Source organism: Micromonospora sp. NPDC047762, assembly GCF_043204655.1.
Taxonomy (GTDB): domain Bacteria; phylum Actinomycetota; class Actinomycetes; order Mycobacteriales; family Micromonosporaceae; genus Micromonospora.
The window spans coordinates 148464-170156 of sequence record NZ_JBIDCQ010000011.1 but is presented as its reverse complement, the minus strand read 5'-3'; the positions used below and the strand labels follow the sequence as shown (position 1 = coordinate 170156).

At 71.2% G+C, this 21693-nt stretch carries 19 protein-coding genes; 10 read left to right on the top strand and 9 right to left on the bottom strand.

Annotated elements, in window-relative coordinates; all coding sequences use genetic code 11:
- Positions 1-6 precede the first annotated feature (6 nt).
- Both ACGF3C_RS29090 and ACGF3C_RS29085 read left to right on the top strand, forming a co-directional pair.
- The gene (locus ACGF3C_RS29090) at positions 7-1134 is read left to right on the top strand and encodes a DUF4185 domain-containing protein (RefSeq protein WP_393226865.1); all 1128 of its coding nucleotides are present in this window, start codon (positions 7-9) and stop codon (positions 1132-1134) included.
- A gap of 187 nt (positions 1135-1321) precedes the next feature.
- Complete coding sequence (locus tag ACGF3C_RS29085; RefSeq protein WP_393226864.1) at positions 1322-2035, top strand: ANTAR domain-containing protein; 714 nt, start codon at positions 1322-1324, stop codon at positions 2033-2035.
- Between the two features lie 122 nt (positions 2036-2157).
- On the opposite strand, the gene ACGF3C_RS29080 is transcribed toward ACGF3C_RS29085, so the two are convergent.
- A complete protein-coding gene (locus tag ACGF3C_RS29080) occupies positions 2158-2637 on the bottom strand; it encodes an STAS domain-containing protein (RefSeq protein ID WP_393226862.1) in 480 nt (159 codons plus the stop codon).
- 205 nt (positions 2638-2842) lie between these two features.
- On the opposite strand from ACGF3C_RS29080, the gene ACGF3C_RS29075 reads away from it, so the two are divergent.
- The 5 genes from ACGF3C_RS29075 to ACGF3C_RS29055 all read left to right on the top strand — a co-directional run bounded on the left by ACGF3C_RS29075 (position 2843) and on the right by ACGF3C_RS29055 (position 7458).
- A complete protein-coding gene (locus ACGF3C_RS29075; protein WP_393226861.1) occupies positions 2843-3379 on the top strand; it encodes a hypothetical protein in 537 nt (178 codons plus the stop codon).
- Positions 3380-3387: 8 nt separating this feature from the next.
- Entirely contained in the window at positions 3388-4272 is an 885-nt protein-coding gene (locus ACGF3C_RS29070) for a pyridoxal-phosphate dependent enzyme (protein ID WP_393226859.1), read from the top strand.
- Positions 4273-4422: 150 nt separating this feature from the next.
- Positions 4423-5613 carry an MFS transporter gene (locus tag ACGF3C_RS29065; RefSeq protein WP_393226857.1) on the top strand — a complete coding sequence of 397 codons (1191 nt, stop codon included), beginning with the start codon at positions 4423-4425 and terminating at the stop codon, positions 5611-5613.
- A 65-nt stretch (positions 5614-5678) separates the two neighbouring features.
- On the top strand, positions 5679-6308 hold the full coding sequence (locus ACGF3C_RS29060) for a VOC family protein (protein ID WP_357222439.1): 630 nt from the start codon (positions 5679-5681) through the stop codon (positions 6306-6308).
- Positions 6309-6618: 310 nt separating this feature from the next.
- Complete coding sequence (locus tag ACGF3C_RS29055) at positions 6619-7458, top strand: BTAD domain-containing putative transcriptional regulator (protein WP_393226855.1); 840 nt, start codon at positions 6619-6621, stop codon at positions 7456-7458.
- 58 nt (positions 7459-7516) lie between these two features.
- On the opposite strand, the gene ACGF3C_RS29050 is transcribed toward ACGF3C_RS29055, so the two are convergent.
- Together ACGF3C_RS29050 and ACGF3C_RS29045 are read right to left on the bottom strand one after the other, a co-directional pair.
- On the bottom strand, positions 7517-10354 hold the full coding sequence (locus ACGF3C_RS29050; protein ID WP_393226853.1) for a BTAD domain-containing putative transcriptional regulator: 2838 nt from the start codon (positions 10352-10354) through the stop codon (positions 7517-7519).
- Between the two features lie 160 nt (positions 10355-10514).
- Positions 10515-11123 carry a TetR/AcrR family transcriptional regulator gene (locus ACGF3C_RS29045; protein ID WP_393226851.1) on the bottom strand — a complete coding sequence of 203 codons (609 nt, stop codon included), beginning with the start codon at positions 11121-11123 and terminating at the stop codon, positions 10515-10517.
- Positions 11124-11237: 114 nt separating this feature from the next.
- Between ACGF3C_RS29045 and ACGF3C_RS29040 the strand changes: the two genes are divergently transcribed.
- Positions 11238-12248 carry an aldo/keto reductase gene (locus tag ACGF3C_RS29040; protein WP_393226849.1) on the top strand — a complete coding sequence of 337 codons (1011 nt, stop codon included), beginning with the start codon at positions 11238-11240 and terminating at the stop codon, positions 12246-12248.
- A gap of 27 nt (positions 12249-12275) precedes the next feature.
- On the opposite strand, the gene ACGF3C_RS29035 is transcribed toward ACGF3C_RS29040, so the two are convergent.
- Entirely contained in the window at positions 12276-13856 is a 1581-nt protein-coding gene (locus tag ACGF3C_RS29035; protein ID WP_393226847.1) for a response regulator transcription factor, read from the bottom strand.
- A 198-nt stretch (positions 13857-14054) separates the two neighbouring features.
- On the opposite strand from ACGF3C_RS29035, the gene ACGF3C_RS29030 reads away from it, so the two are divergent.
- Positions 14055-14315: a hypothetical protein gene (locus ACGF3C_RS29030; RefSeq protein WP_393226845.1), complete on the top strand. Its 261-nt coding sequence runs from the start codon at positions 14055-14057 to the stop codon at positions 14313-14315.
- A gap of 13 nt (positions 14316-14328) precedes the next feature.
- Positions 14329-15462, top strand: a complete 1134-nt coding sequence (locus ACGF3C_RS29025) for a cupin domain-containing protein (protein ID WP_357233023.1) — start codon at positions 14329-14331, stop codon at positions 15460-15462.
- A 47-nt stretch (positions 15463-15509) separates the two neighbouring features.
- Here ACGF3C_RS29025 and ACGF3C_RS29020 read toward each other — a convergent pair whose 3' ends face one another.
- From ACGF3C_RS29020 to ACGF3C_RS29000, 5 genes are all read right to left on the bottom strand, one after another.
- Positions 15510-16985 carry a PepSY-associated TM helix domain-containing protein gene (locus ACGF3C_RS29020; protein ID WP_393226843.1) on the bottom strand — a complete coding sequence of 492 codons (1476 nt, stop codon included), beginning with the start codon at positions 16983-16985 and terminating at the stop codon, positions 15510-15512.
- A gap of 136 nt (positions 16986-17121) precedes the next feature.
- Positions 17122-19245, bottom strand: a complete 2124-nt coding sequence (locus ACGF3C_RS29015; RefSeq protein ID WP_357233095.1) for a cytochrome c oxidase assembly protein — start codon at positions 19243-19245, stop codon at positions 17122-17124.
- 56 nt (positions 19246-19301) lie between these two features.
- Complete coding sequence (locus ACGF3C_RS29010; RefSeq protein WP_393226841.1) at positions 19302-19862, bottom strand: copper resistance protein CopC; 561 nt, start codon at positions 19860-19862, stop codon at positions 19302-19304.
- Positions 19859-21067: a Dyp-type peroxidase gene (locus ACGF3C_RS29005; protein WP_393226926.1), complete on the bottom strand. Its 1209-nt coding sequence runs from the start codon at positions 21065-21067 to the stop codon at positions 19859-19861. Before ACGF3C_RS29005 ends, ACGF3C_RS29010 begins: the two co-directional genes overlap by 4 nt.
- A 23-nt stretch (positions 21068-21090) precedes the next feature.
- The gene (locus tag ACGF3C_RS29000) at positions 21091-21693 is read right to left on the bottom strand and encodes a copper chaperone PCu(A)C (protein ID WP_357234575.1); all 603 of its coding nucleotides are present in this window, start codon (positions 21691-21693) and stop codon (positions 21091-21093) included.

The following is a 21693-nucleotide window of genomic DNA, read 5'->3' as shown; positions in this document are numbered from 1 at the left end:
GCAGCCATGGGCGTACGTCGTCGCTCGTTGCTCGGCCGCGCCGCCGCGATCGGGGCCGCCAGCGCGGTCGGTTCAGTCGGCGCGATCCTGACGACGGCCGCTCCAGTTCAGGCGGCGGTCTGGAAGAAGCGGCTGACCGGTGCGGACCTGGACACCAGTCGCCGATGGCGGGTGGCCGGCACCGATCTGGGCATCCCCTACGTGCTGGAGAACGGATCCATCGGCTACCTCTTCGGCGACACCTTCGACACGCCGTGGCCCGAGGGCCCGCCCCTGCCGAACGACTGGCGGTCGCCGGTCATGTTGCGCTCGGCCGTCCACCCCGGCGCGCCGGGCGGAATCGTCTTCGACAGCGCCGCACGCGTCGCCGGCAACGGACGGGCACCGGAGCTGATGCACAACGGCCACCACGGCATCGGCATCGACGGTCTGCCCGAGGTGACCGTCATCCCCAACGACGGCATCAGCTTCCCGGAGACCGGTCGGCAGCTCATCTCCTACATGAGCATCGAGAACTGGAACTCCGCCGGCCCGGCCGGGCCGCAGTGGAAGTCCCGCTACGCGGGGCTCGCCTACTCCGACAACGGCAACGACTTCTTCCGTACGCCGCTGAAGTGGTGGAACAGCCCGGACAACAAGGACCCGTTCCAGATGTGGACCATGCAGCGCGACGGAGAGTACGTCTACGTCTTCTCGGTCCGGTCGGGTCGGCAGGACGGTCCGATGATGCTGCGACGCGTCCGGTGGGACCGGCTGTTCTACTCTGAGTCGTACGAGGGCTGGGGCTGGAACGGCACCAACTGGGGCTGGGGGAGACCCTGCACACCCATCCTCACCGGCCGATTCGGCGAGCCGTCGGTGCGCCGGTTGGCCGACGGGACCTGGGTGATGGCCTACCTCAACTGCCAGAACGGATGTCTGGTCACCCGTACCGCGTCCGGGCCCGACCGGGCCTGGACGGGGGAGAAGATTCAGCTGACGGGCTGGCAGGAGCCCGCGCTCTACGGTGGGTTCATCCATCCCTGGTCCAGCCGGAACGCCGACGACCTGCACCTGATGGTCTCGAAGTGGACCCGCACCCCGGACGGCCACAGCACCGCCTACCACGTCAGCCAGTTCACCGGATCGGTGTGACGGGGCCACTGGCCGACCTCGTCGTGGGTGTGAGTGGGTGATTCAGGGGGTAGGACCACGGTTGCTGACGACCGGCCCGGGCGGTCTGACGCGCGCCCCGGGGGCGCGGCTGCCCAGCATCCGACGTGATTCCGGCCGCGCCGGAATCTTCGTCCCGGCGGACGCCGATCGAGGAGGGCGTACTGCGATGACGCAGCCGACGATGGATCCCGCGGACGCGTTGGCCGAGCTGGGCAAGGTCCGATTCGACGAGGTCAGCCTCGACGACATGCTGCTCCGGATCGCTGAGCTCGCCAAGGCGAGCATCGCCGGGACGACAGAGGTGACTGTCACGCTGGTTCGGGGTCGGGTCGGCTGGACCGGGGCATCCACCGGCGAGCTGGCCCGTCAGTTGGACGAGTGGCAGTACGAGGAGCACCGAGGTCCCTGCCTGGATGCCTCCGCCAGCGGTGACACCATCTCGGTGCCGGACATGGCGACCGAGGAGCGCTGGCCGGTATGGGCGGAGAGGGCTCGCGCCGCCGGGGTGGGGAGTTCCCTCTCCATCGGGCTTCCCGTCCAGGCATCGGTGGTCGGCGCGTTGAACGTCTACAGCGATTCGGTGAACGCTTTCGACCCGCCCTCGATCACCAGCGCGGAGGGCTTCGGCGCGTACGCGGCGGTGGCACTGGCCAACGCACACCTGTATGAGAACGCCGCCACGCTGGCGGCCCAGATGCAGGAGGCGATGCGCAGTCGGGCGGTGATCGAGCAGGCCAAAGGCATCATCATGGGGAGCCGGCGGTGCTCGTCCGAGGAGGCGTTCGCACTGCTGTCGAAGATCTCCCAGGACACCAACCGGAAGGTGCGCGAGGTCGCGGAGTCCCTGGTCGCCCAGGCGGAGGGCAGGACCCAGCGGTGAATGCACCCACCGCTCCTCGTCGAGCCGGTCGTTGAGCATGGCGCCCCCGCCCCCGCCCGGCAGCGTCCGGGCGAGCGGATTGAACATGCCTCTCCTTGTCGGGGGGACGGTGGCCGTGCCGCCTACGGTTGGCCGGCGACGGACGGGCCGAGAGGCCGACGCGGCGGTGCGGCACGGCGGGGCAGGGGTGGGACCACGCCGCTGAGGCGAGCACCGGTCGGTGTGGATGTGCCGTGAAGGTGGAGATGCCCCAGCACGCCGGCCACGTCGAGCACCCGGAGGACGAACGGCGAGGGGTCGCGAAGCGTCAGCCGACCGCCGGCCTGGGCGGCCAGGTGGCCGGCGTGGAGCAGGGCGCTGACGGCGTGCGCGCCGAGGAAGCGGACCGCCGCGAGGTCGACGACCACCAGTGGTGTGGGCGTGCGGCAGAGGACCTCCACCAGCTCGGTGAGCAGGTGGGCGTTGCTCATGTCGATCTCGCCGACGACCCTGATCTGGCTGACGGCGCCGTCACGGCTCAACGACAGCGACATGATGGGCCGGTCCGGGCCGTACTGCGGGTCGGGTCCTGAAGACCCGAATGCGGAATCCTGGTCGGTCACACGATGCCTCCGCCCTCGACGAGGGTGGCCGCCCGCCGCGTGCGTGCCGAGGCGAGGTGACCACTGGAGGGCGCGTGTCTTGACCCGGACAAGGACCCTACCCGGGGGGTTGAGGCTCAAACCAACCCGGCACCCGCCGGACGACAAATTGTGGGCCGGCGGCATGTGGGGGTGTAGGGGAGCGCCCGGGGGGTAGGGCCCGCACATGCTGAAGAGAGCGGTGTGGCAGGGACTGGCGGCGGGTCTGGCCGGGACAGCGGTGATGACGGCCGCGGAGAAGATCGAACAGCGGGTGACCGGTCGACCCGACTCCTATGTTCCGGCCCGGGTTCTGGCACGGCTGACCGGCCTGCCGGAATCCCCCGGGCAGCCGCCCCGGTGGCAGAACCTGGCAATGCACTACGGCCAGGGCGTGCTGGTCGGCGTGCTGCGCAGCGTCATGGCGCAGGCCGGGTTGCGGGGCGTCTGGGCGTCGACGATGTTCACCGCGCTGCGCCTGAGCAACGACCAGATCCTGGAGAACGCCACCGGCGTGGGGGCGCCGCCGTTCACCTGGCCCCGCTCCGAGCTCGCCATCGACGTGTTGCACAAGTCCATCTACGCGTTCGCCACCGGAGCGGTGGCCGACGCGCTCGCCGCCCGCGACGGGGCGGGTCCCGGGCAGCGGCACGCGGCGCTCCGTCCCGGTCGTCACTCGGACGTCGGACCGCTGCCCCGGACAGCCTGGGCGCGGAGTGCTTAGCTGAACGGATGATCACACCCGTTCCCCTCGGTACCTGGCCGACGCCGCTGGAGGCCGCGCCCCGGCTCGCTGCCCGGCTGGGGCTGGCCGAGCTCTGGTTCAAGCGTGACGATCTCAGCGGCCTCGGTGGGGGTGGTAACAAGATCCGCAAGCTCCGGTACACCTGCGCGCAGGCGATGGCCGTCGGCGCCTCCACTGTCATCACCTCAGGGGCGCCGCAGAGCAACCACGCCCGCCTCACCGCGGCCGCGGCCGCGCGGCTCGGCCTCTCCTGCGTGCTGGTGCTCGCCGGCCCGCCCTCGGAGACCAGGCGGGGAAACCTGCTGCTCGACGAGTTCGCGGGCGCGGAGATCGTCTGGAGCGGAGACCGTCCGCCCGCCGAGGTGGCGGCGGCTGAGGGAGAGCGACGATCGGCGTACGTCATCCCGTTCGGCGGCACCTCTCCCGCGTCGGTACAGGGTTATGTGGACTGCGGTAGGGAGCTGCGGGCCCAGTTGCCGGACGCCGACGGCGTCGAGGTCGTGACGGCGCTCGGGTCCGGCGGGACGATGGCCGGCCTGGTGCGGCAGTTGGGCGTGCGGCGGGTGGTCGGCGTGGATGTCGGCGCCGTGCCGGACCCACGGGCGACGGTCGCCGGGCTGCTCGCCGGCGAGGTGGAGCCGGGGGAACTGCGGATCGACGGCACCCAGGTGGGGGCGGGGTATCGCACGCTGACCGACGCCGCTCGCGACGCGCTGGAGGTGACCGCGCGTACTGAGGGGGTCTTCCTCGACCCGACGTACACCGGTCGGGCGATGGCGGCGCTGCTGGCCGGCAGCTTCCCGCGCGGCGACCGGGTCGTCTTCCTGCACAGCGGCGGGCTGCCGGGGCTCTTCGGCCACCCCGAGCTGTAGGGCGCCGGCCGGGCACGCACGGCGGTGCCCTCGGACGCCGAGGGCTGAGCCGTGGGCATGTGTCGGCGCCGAACGGGTACGCCGCCGTGGCCCCGGGGGCCGGCGGAACGCCCCGGCTGACCGCTCTCCACGCAGCCGAGGAGCACCGACATGCCAATCGCGGGGCGGGCCCGACTCACGCCGACGGTCTCCCTGGTGCTGCTGGCGTCCATCCTCGTGTCGTTCCTGGCCGCGTCGGCGGCTCCGACCCCGCTCTACGGTACGTACCAGGAACGCTGGCACTTCTCGCCTGTCACCACCACGATTGTGTTCGCCGTCTACGCCCTCGCGGTGCTCGCTTCGCTGCTCACCTTCGGCAAGTTGTCCGACCACGTCGGTCGGCGGCCGGTGCTGGGCGTCGCGATCGCGGTGCAGATGCTCGCGCTTGTCGTCTTCATCTTCGCCAACGGCGTTGCGTCCCTCCTGGTCGCCCGACTCGTGCAGGGTCTGGCAGCCGGGGCCGCCACCGGCGCCGTGGGCGCCGCCATGCTCGACATCGACCGTGCCCGTGGCACTCTGGCGAACTCTCTCGCCCCCGGTATCGGAACCGGAAGCGGGGCCCTGCTCTCGGCGTTGCTCATCCAGTTCCTGCCCGCGCCGACGCGACTGGTGTACGTCGTGCTGCTCGTCATCCTGCTGATCCAGGCCGTCGGAGTCGCGCTGATGCCGGAGACGGTGAGCCCGATGGGCGGGGCCCGCCGCAGCCTCCGGCCGGACATCGCTCTGCCCCGTCCGGTGCGCAAGCCGGTCCTGGTCGTCGTGCCGGTGCTCTTCGCGGTCTGGGCGCTGGCCGGGTTCTTCGGCGCGCTCGGCCCAGCGCTCGTCCGCAGTCTCATGAGCACGTCCATCGTGATCGGCGGTCTCGTCCTCTTCGTCTTCGCCGTCTTCGGGTCGGCAGCCGTTCTGGTACAGCGCAACACCGCCGCGCGGACCGTGATCCTGACCGGGATCACCGCGCTCATCCTGGGCATGGTGGTCACGTTGGTGTCGGTCATGGCGAAGTCCGTCCCGGGCTTCTTCGTCGGCCTCGCGCTCGGGGGCGTCGGCTTCGGCAGCGGCTTCCAGGGCAGTCTCAAGACGGTCATGCCGCTGGTCGAGGCTCACCAACGTGCCAGCGTGCTGTCGGTGCTCTACGTCGTCTGCTACGTCGGCTTCGGTCTGCCCACGGTGATCGCCGGCTTCCTCGTGGTCTACGCCGGCGGCCTGCCGAGGACCGCCGACGAGTACTCGGTCGCCGTCATCCTTCTCGCCGTGGTCGCCCTGTTGGGGGTGCGCAGGGCCACCGGGACAACGCCGGGGTGATGCCGGAGAGCAGGGGTCGAGCAGTAACGCACTCAGTAGCGTGATGATCAGGAAGGGAGCGGGGGATGAGCCCGAAGGTTGACCAGGGAGACGCGGGCGCGACATCGCGCATCGAGAGCCTCGACGTCAAGCTCGAGGTGATCGTCATCCCGGTGTCGGATGTCGACCGGGCGAAGGCATTCTACGAACGGCTCGGATGGCGACTCGACCAGACGCCGCCCGGCATCGTCCAGCTGACTCCGCACGGCTCCGCGTGCTCCGTGCAGTTCGGCCCCGGGCTCACACCGGCGGCACCCGGCTCGGCCATGGCGTACCTGATCGTGTCCGACATCGAGGCGGCCCACGACACCCTCGTCGCCGCCGGTGTCGAGGTCGGTGACGTCTTCCATGTCAGCCCGGACGGCCCGGTCGACGGGCCGGACCCGCAGCGGCGCAGCTACTTCTCGCGTGCCACGCTGCGCGACCCGGACGGGAACACCTGGCTGATGCAGGAGATCACGAGCAGGCTTCCCGGGCGCATCGAGGGCGGCCTCACCTCGTTCGGCTCCACGAGCGACCTGGCGAGCGCGCTTCGGCGCGCGGCCGCCGCGCACGGTGAACACGAGAAACGTACGGGCGAGCATGACGACAACTGGCCCGACTGGTACGCGGCGTACATGGTCAGCGAGCAGTCCGGGGCCAAGCCGCCCGAGTGAGCTACGCCCATGCGCGGAACCTACTGATCGACGTGCTGCCGGTGAGTCACCTGATGACTCACCGGCAGCACCGTCTCCGCTTCGGAGTGCGCGCCGCCACCCGCTGCGCGCTGTTCGTACGGGCGATGTACGCGAGTTGTACGCCGAGCGCCCTACCATTCCCCCGGACGCGATGATCTTCGATCCAAGCGGCACCGCCGGGTTCAGAGCCGAATCGGGCGTGCCGTGCCTCGTCGCCGGGGCGCGGTTCCCCGGCCGCCGGTAGGGAGGAGACCTCGATGACGAGTCCTGGTGCGGGCGGTGCGGTGCCGTGACGCGGGTACGGTTTCACGCCCTCGGCCCGCTTCACGCCGAGGTCGGCAGAGAGTGGCTCGACCTCGGGCCCGTCCGGCAACAGGCGGTCTTCGCGATCCTGCTGTTCAACGCGGACCGTGTGGTCACACCGGCGTCGATCCTGCAGGGCGTCTGGGGCGGCCAGATCCCGGCGACCGGCGCCAAGCTGATCCCGCCGTACATCTATCGCCTGCGACGCGCGCTTCAGGCGGCGTGCGGAGGCCCCGACGACCCTACGATCGACAGTTCCCGGATCGGCTACCGGCTGCGTCTCGGTTCGGCCCGCACCGACGTCGCGGACTTCGACGAGGCGATGGAACGGGCCGCCGTGGCCGAGGCGTCCGGCGACCTCGCCGGGGCGGCGGCGCTACTGGCCGAGGCCGAGCAGAGTTGGGCGGGCGAACCATTGGCGGGCCTGACCGGCCCGTACGTGGAGAGCCGTCGACAGCACCTGCTCGAACGCCGCATAGTCTGCCTGGAACACCGGCTGGAACTGCACCTGCGGCTGGGCGACTGCCGCCGGGCGATCCCCGCGCTCACCGCGTTGCAGACGGAGTATCCGCTGCGGGAACGGCTGGCGATCATGCTGATGACCGCCCTGTACCAGACCGGCAGGCAGGGCGAGGCGATGGATGTGTTCGGGGCCTTCCGTACCCGCCTGGCCACCGAGTTGGGCGTCGAGCCGACCCCGGCGTTGTTCGCCGCGTACACCTCGATGTTGCGGGGTGACCTGGGCCCGGCCGTCGGGGCCGGGCCGTTTTCCCGAAGGACCCGCCCGGGGTCCACGGCCACCCGCACCTGTCGGCCGAGGCGCTGACCACGCGCTGGGGCGTGGGGCCGGTCGACACCGTCTCCGGCCGCTGTAGCCGGTGGTCTCACTCGGGCGGGGTCACCGGGCGGGAGTGGCCGGGCGCGACGCGTACCAGCAGTTGCCGCACCACGTCGGCGGCGGGGTCGCCCAGGTCGTCGTAGATCCGGATGGCCCGCAGCCATGCCTCGGCAGCGGCCGGAGGGTCCGCCATCGCCTCGCGCGCCTCGCCGAGCCGGACGAGGGTCAGCCCTTCGTGATACCGGTTGGCCGATTCCTGGAAGCGTTGGACGGACTGCTCGTAACAGACCGCAGCTCTGGCCGGGTCACCGAGCCGGTGGTACGCGAAGCCCAGACTGTCCAACGTCGCGGCCTGCCCGACGCGATCGTCGATCGCCTCCTGTTGGGCCAGCGCCTCGGCGCAGTCGACGACGGCCTGCTGGTAGTCACCGATCAGGGCGTGCAGGTAACCCTTGACGTTCAGCGCGCGCGCCTCCGCGTACCGGTTGCCGATGAGCTGCGACACCCGCAGCGCCTCGGCGCTGTGCTTGAGCGCCTCGTCCAACCGGCCGTACTGGGTGCAGTGCTCGGTGTACTGGCGCAGGATCAGCGCCAGGCTGTCCAGGTCCTCAAGCTGTTCGTACAGTTCCAGCGCCCGCTGAACGTGGTGCTCGGCCGCGTGCTGGTCGCCGAGCCGCATGAGCGCGCGGGCGAGCATCCGGCTGGCCTGCGCCTGCGCCCGGACGTCGCCGATCCGCCGCGCTGCCGCGAGTGCCGCCTGCTGGGCTGCGAGCTGTTCCTGGAACATGCCTCTGGGCGCGAGGTACGCGGCCAGAGCCCAGGCGAGCTGGCAGGCGTACCGCTCGAAGCCGGTCTCCGCGGCCTGACGTAACACCCGCAGCAGGACGGGGTGCTCGGCGTGGAACCAGGCCGCCGCGACGACCCGATCGGGCATCGGCACGTGCACGTTCGCCGGCATCGGTGGTTCCAGCTCGATGGGTGTCCAGGTCGGCTGGAGCAGCACCGCGCCGGGGTGCGCGCTGTGCAGGTAGTGGTCGTGCATCCGGCGCGCGGCGACCTGTCGCTCCTCGGCCAGGTCGGATGCCTGGGCCAGTTCGGCGGCGTACGACCGGAGCAGGTCGTGCAGGGCGTACCGCTCGGGTAGGTGCTCGGTCAGCAGGTGCAGCCGGGTCAGCTCCTTCAGTAGCGGGGCGACCGCCGCCCGGGGGCGGCCGAGCAGCGCGGCGGCGGCGTCTCCGGTCAGGTCGGGGCCCGGGTGCAGGCCCAGCAGGCGCAGCAGGCGGGCCGCCTCGGCGCTCAGCGCCCGGTAGGACCAGGAGAAGATCCGGCGGACGTCCCCGTCGGCCAGCTGCTCGAGGCGGGACTCGGACTGGCGGAGTTGGGCCGCGACGGCGTCGATCGGGAAGGTGGACCGGGCGGTCAGCCGGGCTGCCACGATGGACAGGGCGAGCGGGAGGCGTCCTGTCGATTCGATCACCTCGCTGGTCGCCGCCGGTTCCGCCGCCACCCGGACGTCACCGAGTCGGCTGCGGAGCAGCCGCGTCGACTCGGCGGTGCTCAGCACCTCCAGCGTCAACGGTCGGGCGCCCTCGGCCACGGCGAGGCTGCTGAGTTGGTCGCGGCTGGTCACCAGGACCGCACACCGACCCACGCCGGGCAGCAGCGGGCGCACCTGGTCGGCGTCGCGCGAGTTGTCGAGGACGACGAGCATCCGACGCGAGGCGAGCAGGCTGCGGTACAGCCCGGCCCGAGCGTCGACGCTGCTGGGGATACGGCCGACAGGTACGCCGAGCGCCTCCAGGAAGTCGACCAGGGCATCGGCGGGGGATACGGCGTCCGCGTCGTCGTAGCCTCGGAGGTTGACGTACAACTGGCCGTCGGGAAAGCGGTCGGCGGCCCGGTGGGCCCAGTGCAGCGCGAGCGTCGTCTTGCCCACGCCGGCCATGCCGCTGATGGTGACGATGTCCACGGTGGTCTGTTGTGCGGGTCGGGCGCCGAGGGTCGCGTCGAGGAGGTCGAGTTCGGCGCTGCGCCCGACGAAGCCGGGCAGGGCAAGTGGCAGTTGCCGAGGGCGGCCCGGTGCCGCGCGGGTCGACGTGTCGTCGACCGGCCCGGTCGTCGCGGTCCGCTGGCCGAGGCGGTGATGCAGGATGTCGTCGTGCAACCGGGTCAGCTCGGGGCCGGGGTCCATCCCGGTCTCCTCGGCCAGCGCGCGCCTGGCCTGCTGGAAGGCTGCCAGCGCCCCGGCGATGTCGCCGATCTGGTAGAGGCCGGTCATGAGTTGGGACCAGGCCCGTTGCCGCAGTGGGTGACGGTCGAGCAGTGCCCTCAACCGGGGGATCGCCTGGGCGGCCTCGCCGAGCGCGAGCCGCGCTGCGGCGTGGTCCTCCTCGGTCAGCAGACGCCGCTCGGTGATCCGCGCGACCCGGCCGGCGAGGAGCCGGGGCAGCGGCAGCCCGGCGAAGGCCGACCCCCGCCACATGCCCAGCGCGCGGGCCAGCTCCGGCTGCGCCGCCGCCGGGTCGCCTGCGGCCAGCGCTGCCCGTCCGCGCGCCGCCGCCGCGTCGAACCGGTCCACATCCCGCTCGTCCGCTTCGACGCGAAGCAGGTAGCCGCCCGGTGTGGTGAGGATTCGGCGGCGCTCGTCCGCTGCGCAGTCGAGTGCCTGGCGCAGCCCTCGCAGATAGGTGCGCAGGTTCGCGGCGGCCGAGGCGGGCGGCTGGTCGCCCCACACCATCGTCATCAGCTCGTTGGCGGAGATCGCCTCACCCGGGCGTAGCAGCAGAGCGGCCAGCACCAGCTGCTGTTTCGTCGACCCGAGGGGGACCGGCCGGCCGTCCCGCGACGCTGTCAGCGGCCCGAGCAGGTCGAAGTGGAGGGGCATCCTCACCTCAGGTTGCGGTGTCGGCCGGGCGAGACTGACGATCGCTGGAGCATCGAGCAATGACGTTAGCACCGATTGAACATGATCTTCATGTTTGGCCGGGTGGTCGCCTGTGCGGCCCTGCCGGTCCCTGGCCTGTGGTGGCCGGACCGGTTGCCGGTCAGCGCAGTCCGCGGATGAGGTTGTCGACCAGGGTGCGGGCGAAGTCCTCGGTGAGCGGCAGGTCCGCGATGAGAAGCCGGTGGTAGCAGGCCCCCCAGAGCTGGTCGACAACCGATTCGGGGTCGATGTCGGCGCGCAGCTGCCCCCGGGTCATGGCCCGGTTGAGGGTTTCGACGGCAAGAGCCCGGCGGGGGGCGGAGTAGCGCTCGCGGTAGGCGGCGGCCAGTTCCGGGTCGGTCTGCGCCTGCCCGATGAGTTGGCTGATGACCCGTCCGGCGGTGGTGTCGCGCACCAGGTGGACGAAGGCGACGAGTTGGTCGGTCAGGTCGGCCACGATGTCGCCGGAGTCCGGGAACGCCAACGTGGGCGCGACGACCGTGAAGTAGCCGTCCAGGGCGAGCGCGCCCTTGGAGGGCCACCACTTGTAGATCGTCATCCGGCTGGCCCCGGCGAGGGCGGCGACCTTCTCGATGGTGAAGCCGGCCATGCCCTCGGCCAGCAGGAGTTCACCGGCGGCCGTGAGGATCTCCGCTCGTACCTGGTCGGTGGGCCGGCGGCCGCGACCACGGCGTGCTGGCGGCTGGGCATCCGGCGTGAGCTCGGCCACTGGTCCTCCCGGTTATATGGACACGCTGTCTACTTGTTGGTTATATGGACACAGCGTACACAGCGGTCCCTGGACGCCACCAGGCACCGAGGACGACCGAAGGAGACGAGGGACATGATGGGTCTACGACGGCGACGGTTGGGTGCCTCCGGTCCGGAGGTGTCGATCATCGGGCTCGGCGCGATGGGCATGTCCGACCTGTACGGGCCGGCCGACGAGGCGGAGAGCGTCGCGACGCTGCACGCCGCGATCGATGCCGGCGTGAACCTGATCGACACCGCCGACTTCTACGGTTCGGGTCACAACGAGATGCTGATCGGCCGGGTGCTGCGGGAGCGTCGCCGGGACGAGGTGGTGCTCAGCGTGAAGTTCGGCGCACGCCGGACACCCGACGGCGGCTTCCAGGCGGCACCGTACGACGTGTCGGCGGCGGCGGTGAAGGACCGGCTGGCGTACTCGCTGCGACGGTTGGGCACCGATCACATCGACATCTACCGGCCGTCGCGGCTGAACCCGCAGGTACCGGTCGAGGAGACCGTCGGTGCGCTGTTGGAGATGCAGCAGGCCGGCTACATCCGGCACATCGGGCTCTCCGAGGTGGGTGCCGACAGCATCCGTCGGGCCGCGGCGGTGGCACCGATCAGCGACGTCCAGATCGAGTATTCGCTGCTCTCCCGGGGCCCGGAGGCCACCATCCTGCCGGCGCTGCGCGAGCTGGGCATCGGGCTGACCGCCTACGGGGTGCTGTCCCGAGGTCTGCTCAGCGGCCACTGGTCGGCGGAGCGTGAGCTGACCGGCACGGACTTCCGGGCGAACAGCCCACGGTTCCAGGGCGAGAACCTGGCCGCCAACCTCCGCCTGGTGGACGCGCTCGGCCGGGTCGCACAGCGGCTCGGGGTGACCACCGGTCAGGTGGCGATCTCCTGGGTCGCGGCACAGGGCGAAGACATCGTGCCGTTGGTCGGGGCGCGGCGGCGGGACCGGCTGACCGAGTCGCTGGCCGCTGTCGACGTGGTGCTCGACCAGGACGCGGTGGACGAGATCGAGCGGGCCGTCCCGGCCGGCGCAGCCTCCGGCCAGCGGTACGCGACCGCCATGATGGGCCTGCTCGACAGCGAGAAGTGACGGCGGGGGAGCCGGCTCATCGGCTGGTTATCGTCCGGCGCGTTCCCAGGCCCGCGCCAACTGCATCCGATTGCGAATGCCCAGCTTGTGGTAAATAGAGCGAAGTTGGGTGTCCACGGTGTGGAAGGAGACGAAGAGGATCCTGGCCGCCTCCTTCTTCGTGGCACCGGTGGCGAGCATCTCGGCGACCCGCTCCTCCGCGGGGGTGAGCGCGTCGATGCCCCGGCTCGGCAGCTCGTCCATCGAGGGCCGGTGCCGCGGGGTGGCGGCGAGGGCGGCGCAGCGCTGGTCCGCGATCGCCTGGTCGCCTGGGGCACCGATCCGGGCGTACAGGGCAGCCGCCTCCTGCGCGGCATCGCCCGCTTCTCCGGACCGCGTCCGAGGGCAGTTCGCGAGGTCCAGCAACGCGTCGGCCAGCGCCGGCCGGGCGGCGGTGGTGCGCAGTTGGTCGACCGCCGACCGGAGCGCGCCGGCGTCACCGTCGCGCAACCCTCGGCTCTGGTCGGCCAGCGCTCGCCACAGCGGCACCGGCGTACGGGTGGACACCAGCTCCACCAGTTCGGTGACGCGACCCGCGGCCTGGGTATCGCCGGCGGCCATCGCCGCGCGTACCAGGCGGGGGCCGAAATGCGGCACGGGCAGGAGCGGCCGGACCGACCGGTGCAGGTCGGTGACGACCCTGTTGAGCAGGCCCGCCGGAGTGCTGAGGGTGGCATCGCGCACCGCCACACAGAACGCAAATGTCCACATCGTACGGTCGGGCCACCGGTCCTCGGCCAGGCAGGCGCGGAGGATGGCGCGGGCGTCGTCGTGTTCGCCACGGCGGTAGCGGACCTCGCCGATCACCGCGACCAACAGGGCACGCACCTCCCTGCTGAGGTTCGTCGAACCGGAGCTGAGCGTCGTGACGGCCAGCGCAGCCGCCTCGGGTAGCTCTCCCACGGCCACCATGCGCAGGCAGTCCAGCGCGGTCAGCCCGGTGAGTGAGACGTCGGTCGCCTCGGGCGGCTGACAGGTCGCGGCCTGCGCGTCCTGATGCCGACCCAGACCGAGCTGCACGAGGATGCGTTCCGCGCGGATGGACGCGGCGTCGGCGCGTGCCGCCCAGGAGTCCGGGTCGAGGGCCGCCAGCACGGCCTGGGCGCCCGGCAGATCGCCGTGCGCGAGTGAGCGGGCGGCCCGGCCGAGGGCGAGATGGCGAGCGGACGCCTGATCACCCGACGCGGCGTGCGCGGTACCCGCGTCGCGCAGCAGGGCATCGGTGTCCGGATGTCCCGTGCGGGCCGCGATCGTGGCGACCAGGGCGAGCACCGTGCTGCGGCTGGGGGCGTCCAGTCGGAGGTGCAACGCCTCCCGCAGACCGGCGAGGGCGATGGCCGGCTGCTCCAGTGCCACGATCTGCGCCAGGCGCCCGAGCAGGAGGGCGCGGTGGCGCTCGCCGCTGCGACTCGTGGCGATCTCCGCCGCCAGGACGTGCAGCGCCTCCATCCCGCGCCCGCCCAGCCGGAGCTGGTCCGCCGTGGCGAACAGCCGGTGCCGTCGTTGTTCGGCGTCGGTGGCGATGTCGTCGACCGGAAGCGTCCCGGCGTTGAAGGGTGATTCGGACAATGGCGTTCTCCCCGGTTGTTACCAGGCGCGTCGAAAGGCCGTCCTGCGACCGAGCCTAGCCATGGCGTCAGGCAGGGGCGACCAGATCGACGAACCAGCTCGATTGGGTGGAATGGCCGGCGCCGTCCGGGATCTGACTGGCGGCAATGGCGCGATCACGTGATGCGTCGGACAGTGTTCGGCGCCAATCATCGAGTCATGGCCCAGCTCACCGAACTTCCCGGTCTGCGTCGGCTCCGGGTCGTACTGCTGATGTTCGTCCTCTACGCCGGCACCGGGGCGGGTGGTCACGCTCCGGCGTGGACCCGTCTGGTGCTGATGGCGACCGCCGCGGCGATTCCGGTCGCGATCACGGTCCAGTACGGCTGGCCCGGACTTCGTGCCCTGCCGGGGGTCGCGTCCCGGCTACGGCTGCGGGGCGGATCCCTTCCCGCACCCAATCCGATCCAACCCGACTGAGGAGACAGCGATCATGGCGAACAGCGATCCCCAGCCGCGGCGCGGCGATCAGGGTGCCGCGCCCCTTGCCGGCCGTAACGTCGAGCTTGAGCGGCAGAATCCTGATCTGGTGGTGCCGCCGACGACCGACAGCCGGTTGGTGCCCAACCTCAAGTTCTCCTTTTCGCAGGCGCACACCCGGGTGGAGAAGGGCGGCTGGACCCGGGAGGTCACCAGCCGCGACCTCCCGATCGCCACGCAGTTGGCTGGTGTCCAGTTCGGCTTGGAGCCGGGCGGATACCGGGAGATCCACTGGCACCAGCAGTCGGAGTGGGCGTACATGATCAGCGGCAGTTGCCGGATCAGCGCCGTCGACCACGAGGGACGCAACTTCATCGAGGACGTGAAGGCCGGCGATCTGTGGTTCTTTCCGCAGGGCGTACCGCACAACATCCAGGCGCTGGAGGACGGCGCACAGTTCCTGCTGGTCTTCAACGACGGGGCGTTCTCGGAGAACAACACGTTCCTGCTCAGCGACTTCTTCGCACACACCCCTCGGCACGTCCTGGCGAAGAACTTCGGTTGGACGCTGGAACAGATGGAGAACCTGCCCGAGCGGGAGAAGTACATCTTCCAAGGTGATGTCCCGCCGCCCCTGCAACAGGACCGGGTGGTCAGCCCGACCGGTGACATCCCCCGGAGCTTCAAGCACCGGATGCTCGCGCAGACCCCGCAGCGGTTCCGCGGGGGTACCGTCCGGATCACCGACTCGACGAACTTCGCCGCCTCCGTGACCACCGCCGCGGCACTGGTGGAGGTCGAGCCGGGAGGGATGCGCGAGTTGCACTGGCATCCCACCACCGACGAGTGGCAGTACTACATCTCCGGCACCGGACGGATGGGCGTCTTCGCCTCGCAGGCCGCCGCCCGGACGTTCGACTTCCAGGCCGGCGACGTGGGTTACGTTCCCTTCGCGTACGGCCACTACATCGAGAACACCGGCGACGAGCCACTGGTGTTCCTGGAGATGTTCCGCCATCCCCGGTTCGAGGACATCTCGGTGATGCAGTGGATGGCGAACACGCCCCACGAGATCATCGCGGACACGATCAACGTGCAGAAGTCGATGGTGGACAGCCTGCCGAACACCAAACAGGTTGTGATCTGAGCGAACCGTCCGGCCGTCCGTCCGAGGACGGACGGCCGGACGGTGAATCAGCTCCCCGCGGGTGCCGGGGAGGTGGGAGCCGCGGCAGGTCGTCGGCGTCGAGACACCGCACCCACCACCACGTCGATGAGAAGGAAGGCGAGCACTGTGAGCCCGAACAGGGGCAGCGCCCAGCCGATCGCCACCGTCACCGGTACGCCGATCAGCAGCGCCCAGAGCGGCAGGCCGCGTACGCCGCCGCGCGCCGGTGGGGTGCCGGCGATCGCACGGCGGTCGGCGCGGGTGGGCCGGCGTTGCCACCACATGCGGTAGCCCCAGAAGATGACGCAGAGCAGGCCGAGGGCGAGCGCGGCGAGCAGGATCTGGTTGACCAGGCCGAAGAGGATCCCCATGTGGGCCTGGATGCCGAGGCCGCTCAGTTTGGCCAGCAGGGGCCAGTCGGCGAAGTCGCTGCGGGCGGTGACCGTGTCGGAGGCCGGGTCGACGGCGATGCGGTCCTTCTTGACCGGCCAGGTGTTGTCGACCTGCGTGACGGTCCAGGCGGAGCCCGGCTCCGGCGCGGGACTGATCTCAACCGGACCGGAGAGGCCCGCGCCGCGAGCGACGGTCAGGACCCGATCGAAGGCCGCCGACTCGACGATCCCGCCCGCCCCGGCGGCACCGTGCTCGTGACCGCCGCCGGTCTCGGCAGGGGCGGTGGGGCCGGCGGTGAGACTGGTGGAGATCTCCGGAGTGCGGGCACTGAGCGCGTCGAGACCGGCGGCGAAGTTCGCGCCGGCGTATCGGGACCAGGTCAGGCCGGTGACGGAGAGGAAGAGGAGACCGACGGTGAGCCAGATGCCGGTGGTGGCGTGCCACCCTCGGGTGCGGCGGACACCCTTACCCGTGGACAGGTCCGGCACGAACAGGTGCCGGGCGGCGGCCCGGGCGACGCCACGTCGCCGCCACCAGAGGACGACCCCACCGAGCGCTATCACCCACAGCCAACTCGCAGCCAGCTCGGAGTAGTGCTCGCCCACCGTTCCCAGGTGCAGGTGGCGGTGCAGGTCGTCCAGCCAGGTGGTGATCGGCGTGGACCCGAACCAGGTGGTGAGCTGCCCCTGGGACTCACCGGTGTACGGGTTGATGTAGACGGTGTGCTGGTTCTCGCCGAGCTCGGGCAGGGAGAACACCACAGTGGTGGTCTGGTCGCCGGCGCCGGGTTGCACTGTGGTGATGCTGCCGTCCGGGTGCGCGTTGCGCGCGGCCCCGATCTGCTCGGCCAGCGGCAGTTGCCGGTCACCCACCTGGGCGACCTTCAGCTGGTCGCCGTAGAGGATCGTGTCGAGTTGCGGGGTGACGGTGTAGGCCAGGCCGGTCAGTGCGGCGACCACCAGGAACGGGGCGACGAGGATGCCGGCGTAGAAGTGCAGCCGCAGCAGCAGCGCGCCGAACGGCGACGTGCGCCGGGCGGCTCGGGCCGGTTTCTCGGCGGTGGTGGCGGGCTCCGGCTGCGGGGTGCCGGACAATTCAGTCAGAGACATGGTGATCCGATCGGAAGAGTCGGGAAGCACGAAGGTGTTTCCCGTACTGGTCTGGTCGCCCGGTGAGGTGTCGCATCGGCCCTGACTGGTAGTCGGGGGGAAGACGCCGGCGGTTCCCGAAGATCGGTCCTCGATGTCAGGGCTGGTCCGGCCGGGCCGTGCGGCGCGGATCGATGTCGGGACGTCCGGCCGCGGCGAGAAACGCGTTGTAGCGGGCGAGGTCGTCCTCCGCGCCGGTGGCGTCGGCCCGGTCGGCGGCCCGGTCGAGGCGGCCCTGTTCACGCTGGTCGGCGCGAATCCACTGACGAATCAGGACGATCATGACGACGACGGCGGGCAGCTCGCCGAACGCCCAGGCGATGCCGGCGCCGAGCTGCTGATCGGAGAGCAGCGACGACGCCCAGGTGGGGTGCACAGCGAGGTACCAGTCGGGGGCGATGACGGTGGTCGTCTGCATGAGGACCAGGCCGAAGAAGCCGTGCGCCATCATCGACGCCAGGTGGATGACCACCAGCACGGGATGGGGGAGGCGTCGACGGCCCGGGTCGACCCCGATGAGCACCCAGAACAACAGGTAGCCCGCGACCACGAAGTGGGTGAGCATCGCGAGGTGACCGAGGTGGGAGCGCATCAGCACGCCGAGCAGGTCGCTGAAGTACAGGCCGAACAGGCTGGCGGTGTAGACGCCCAGCGCGACGAGCGGATGGGTGAGCAGCCTCGTGGGCCGGCTGTGCACCGCGATCAGCAACCACTCCCGGGCACCGCGCACCCCCGGGTCGGCCGGTCGACGCAGGGTGCGGAGGGCGAGGGTGACCGGTGCGCCGCCGACCAGCAGGATCGGCACCAGCATCGACAACACCATGTGCTGGGCCATGTGCGCGCTGAACAACACGTACGCGTAGCGGGCGACACCGAGGTTGGTGGCCGCCGCCAACAGGAGCAACCCACCCAGCCAACTCGCCGTCCGGGCGAGCGGCCAGTGGTGCCCGGCGATGTGCATCCGGCGTACTCCGGCCAGGTACCCGCCGATGCCGAGAGCACAGAGGGTCAGGAAGAACATGTCCGGCAGCGGTTGCCCGAGCAGATGTCCCGCAGTGGGTGCGGTGGGCATCGGGAAGCCGAGCAGCTCGGTGATCGGGTCGGCGTCGGTGCCCGCCTCGGCGACCGGGGTGGGGCTGCGGGAGAGCGCCACCGCCAGCCCCACGGTGGCGGCGAACACGATCAGCTCACCGGCGGCCAGCCGGCCGAACGCCCGTCGCCGTCCGGCACGCAACGCCGGCAGCGTGCGGGAGCGGTGAATCGCGCCGAGCGCGCCGAGGATCAGCAGGGCGACGAGCTTGCCGAGCACCAACCAGCCGTAGCGGGAGTGCCAGAGCTGGTCGACCGAGCCGAGGCGAACCGCGGCGTTGGCCGCCCCGCTGACCGACACGGCGACGAAACAGCCCAGGGCGAGGCGACTGTACCGAGCGGCGGCGTCGGCCAGCAGCCGACTGCGCCGTACCACCAGCAGGGCGATGAGGGCGCCGACCCACACCGCGGCGGCGAGGATGTGCAGGGCCAGGCTGCTGACGGCGATCTGGTGGTTGCCGGCCCCGGCGGAGTGCCCGGTGAAGGCCGGGGGAAGCACCGCCACCAGGGCCAGTACCGCGACGGTCGCGGCGAGGCCACGGGACACCCCGATTCGGGCCAGCAGTGCCACTGCCAGGGCCAGTCCGGCCTGCAGCATGAGGGACTGGCCCTGCGAGATGGTGGTGGCGAAACTGACGACGGTCGCGGGCCCGAGCGTCGTCAGTGGTTGGCCGAGCAGGTCCGAGGCGGTCAGCGCCAGCAGAGACAGCGCCGTCACCGACCAACCGAACGCGGCGACACCGGCCCGCCGCAGCAGCAGGTAGCCGTGCGGCGAGACGCTGGGTCCGTCGCCCGGCAGCAGGAACGCGGAGGTCACCAGCATGCCGACGGTGACGGTGGCCAGACCGTCGGACAGCAGCCGGAGAACTGGTAGCGCCTGGGTCGTGATCGGCCCCGCGTCGGGGAGACCCGGAATCGCGGCCGTGAACGCACCCCCGACCCGGAGTCCGAGCACCAACAGGATGGCCCCCGAGGCGACGGCGACGACGGTTACCAACCAGCCGGACCCCGTGGAACCCTTGTCTCGGGCGGCGGACAGGACTGGACCGGTCGGGGTCAATGAGGCGGTGGCGGCGGTGCGGACACCGCTCGGATCGTCGCCGACGAACTGCCGTGGTTCTGTGTGGGACATCTGTCGACCTTGCTGATGAGGTGATGAGGCGCGCCGACCGCACGGGGCGGGTCGGATCAGCGTCGGGCTGCCCGTCGCCACAGCAGCCCAGCCGCCACCAGGACGAGGAGAACCAGCGCGGCAGCCGCAGTGAGGACACCGGCGCTCGGACCGCCGCCGGACGCCGCCGCCGCGGCGGCGGCGGGCGCTGACGCGCTGACGGCGACAACTGGCGCGGCGCTGGACGAGGGATCGGCCACCATGAACGGGTACGACCCCTGAACCGGGTGCCCGTCGACGGAGACGACCCGGTAGGCGACCGTGTATGTCCCGTTCGGCAGGGTGTCGGTCACCTGGATGGTGCTCTTCGCACCGGTGACGACCGGTTCGCCGGTGGGAAGCTTCCGCTTGGCGGCGTCGGTGAGCACGATGGTGGTGAACGCGGGGTCGAGTCGCTGCATGAATTCGAGCGTGACCTCGGTCGGTGCGCTCGGCAGTGTCGCGTCCCGAGCTGGCGTGGCCGTTCGGAGCGAGTTGTGCGCCCAGGCCGGGCTGGCCGGGATGAGCACCGCCACGAGGACGGCGAGCACCGCCGCGCTGAGTCGGACGGCTGCGGGACGGGACGGCGGCACGCTCATCCGAGCACCTGCTCGCCGATCCAACCGCCGGGACGACATCCGGGCGGGATGGCGAAGACAGCGGAGCCGATCGGCGTGGTCCACTCGTTGAGCAGGTCCCGGTCGGCCAGCCGGCGCTGGATGGGCAGGAACTGCCTTCCGATGTCGGCCTGGTACGAGGCGAAGATCAAGCCGCTGTCCGCGTGGCCCTCCGCCGTCGGCACCCCGTCGTAGTTGTAGGGCCGGCGCAGAATCCTCAACCGGTCGTCGGTGACGTGGGCGCGGGTCATGTGCGAGAAGTCGGGGATGACGGTGAGGCCGTCGGCGTTGGTGGCAGCGAAGTCGGGTTCGTCGTGTTCGGCGGTCCCGGTGAGCGGGGCGCCGGTGTCGAGCCGTCGTCCGACGGCGAGTTCGCGGTCGGTCCGGCCGAGCAGGTCCCAGGTTTCCATGTTCATGCTGATCCGCCGGAGCACCAGTGTGGTGCTGTCGCGCAGCCACGCCGGGCCCTCCGCGACCCAGAGCGCGGTGTCCATGGGCGCGCCGGGTTTGGGGTTGGCGGTGCCGTCGAGCTGACCGAACAGGTTGCGTTGGGTGTGTCCGCCCGGCTCGACACCGGGGCTGCGCCGGAAGCCCTGCTGGACCCACCGCACTGTCGCGAACGGGCGGCTGTCCTTGACCAGGACCCGCTGGGCGTGGGCGACGGAGATCGCGTCGTCCGCGCAGATCTGCAGCAGCAGGTCACCGCCGGACCAGGCCGGCTGAAGTCGGTCGATGCGGAACGACGGCAGTTCGGTGACCGATGCCGGCCGGCGGTCGTCGACGCCGGCCGCCCGGTAGAGGCCAGGCCCGAAGCCGAAGGTCACTGTCAACCGTGCCGGCAGCAGCCCGAGTTCGGCCTCGGTGTCGGCCAACGCGGGTCGGCCCTGGGTGAGCCGGGCAGCGTCGTCGGTGAGCAACCGCAACATCCGGCCCAGCGCGGCCCGGTCGGTGCCGGCCCGCAGGGTGAGCGCCACGAACGACGCGTGCGCCTGCGGTTCGGTGGACACCCCTGCCTGCCGGGCGCCATGGAACGGCTCGACCAGGCCGCCGACGCTCGCCACCGGCGTGGTGTCGGCGGCGGCCGGTGGTTGCCCGCCGCCGGTACGGGTCGTGGCGATGGCGGCACCGCCGGCCAGGGCCCCTCCGGCAGCCAGGGCACCGCCGGTGAGCAGGCCGCGCCTGCTCACCGGCCGGACGGGTGGCGTCTGCGTCACGATGACGGGCTCATGCTCATCTCCGGCGTGGCGCTCACGCCGGGCATGGGCTGACCGTGCCCGGGGGCGTAGCTCTCCTGCGCGCCGGTGAACGGCTTGGCCACGGCGCTGAACTGCTGGGTCCTGCCGTCGGCGAAGGTCAGCGTGAAGGCCAACTCGTCGCCGGCCTGAACGGGCTTGGTGAGGTTCATCAGCATGAGGTGGTCGCCGCCCGGCTCCAGCGCGTGCGTGCTCTTGGCCTTGATCACGATGCCACCCTGCTTGGCCTGCATGACCATCTTGCCGTCCTTCATGGTCATCTCGTGCAGCTCCATCGGTGACAGGGGGTTCGTGGCACCGGTCACCGTGACATCGCTGTCGCCGTCGTTGACCAGGGTCCCGAAGGCCGCTGTCATGCCCTTGTCGGCCGCCTTCACCCACGGGTCACGAATGCCGAGCACACCAGCGTCCGGGTTGGCCGGGGCCGACGCGGACGGGCCCGCCTGCGCGGTCGACGGAGAGTCGGACGACCCGCACCCGGCGGCGCCCACCGCCAGGATCGCGGCGGCGAGGATCGCGGCCGAGCGGCGGCGTGAAACGTTCGGGCTGGTGGCGCGCAT